Source organism: Vibrio sp. 1069 (assembly GCF_033340555.1).
This window is the reverse complement of record NZ_JAWOWP010000800.1, coordinates 1-549: the sequence shown is the minus strand read 5'-3', so window position 1 is coordinate 549 and position 549 is coordinate 1. Positions and strand designations below refer to the sequence as shown.

The 549-nt window shown below is 45.2% G+C and carries 1 protein-coding gene and 1 pseudogene; one reads left to right on the top strand and one right to left on the bottom strand.

The window, feature by feature from the left end:
• Nucleotides 1-213, top strand: a pseudogene (deoD, locus tag R7040_RS29140) (purine-nucleoside phosphorylase); the annotation flags it as partial.
• A gap of 86 nt (nucleotides 214-299) precedes the next feature.
• Here deoD and R7040_RS29135 read toward each other — a convergent pair.
• A partial coding sequence (locus R7040_RS29135) for an AhpA/YtjB family protein (protein WP_318097999.1) occupies nucleotides 300-549 on the bottom strand: 250 nt, incomplete at its 5' end.

Below are 549 nucleotides of genomic sequence, written 5' to 3'. Positions count from 1 at the left end.
GTAATGGACAAGTACGGCATTGTTGGTGTTGAAATGGAAGCGGCGGGTATTTACGGCGTAGCAGCAGAGTACGGCGCAAAAGCTCTGACAATCTGTACGGTTTCTGACCATATCAAAACTGGCGAGCAAACCACATCAGACGAGCGTCAAACAACATTTAACGACATGATGCTAATCGCGTTAGATTCAGTATTGCTAGGCGATGCAGAATAAGCGACAAAGATTCATCTTCGCTTTCAAGAACTAAAAAACAGCCCGCTCAAAGCGGGCTGTTTTTTATTTGAAGTTGGCTGTTGGAATTACTTGGTCAGCAGCAAGTTTTCGGCTTTTTTACGGCGGATCGGCTGTCTACGTAAAATCATAATAAACAACATGCCACACACAAAACTCATCAAGACCATCATGTACATGTAACGATCACTCTTACGATAATGGTGATCAGAAATCGCCGTCACTCGGCCTGTCTCAAACGTCACACGTACAAAACCAATCACAGCACCATCAGCTAAGACTGGCTCGACCAATTGCTGGCGACCAATAGATGCGGTG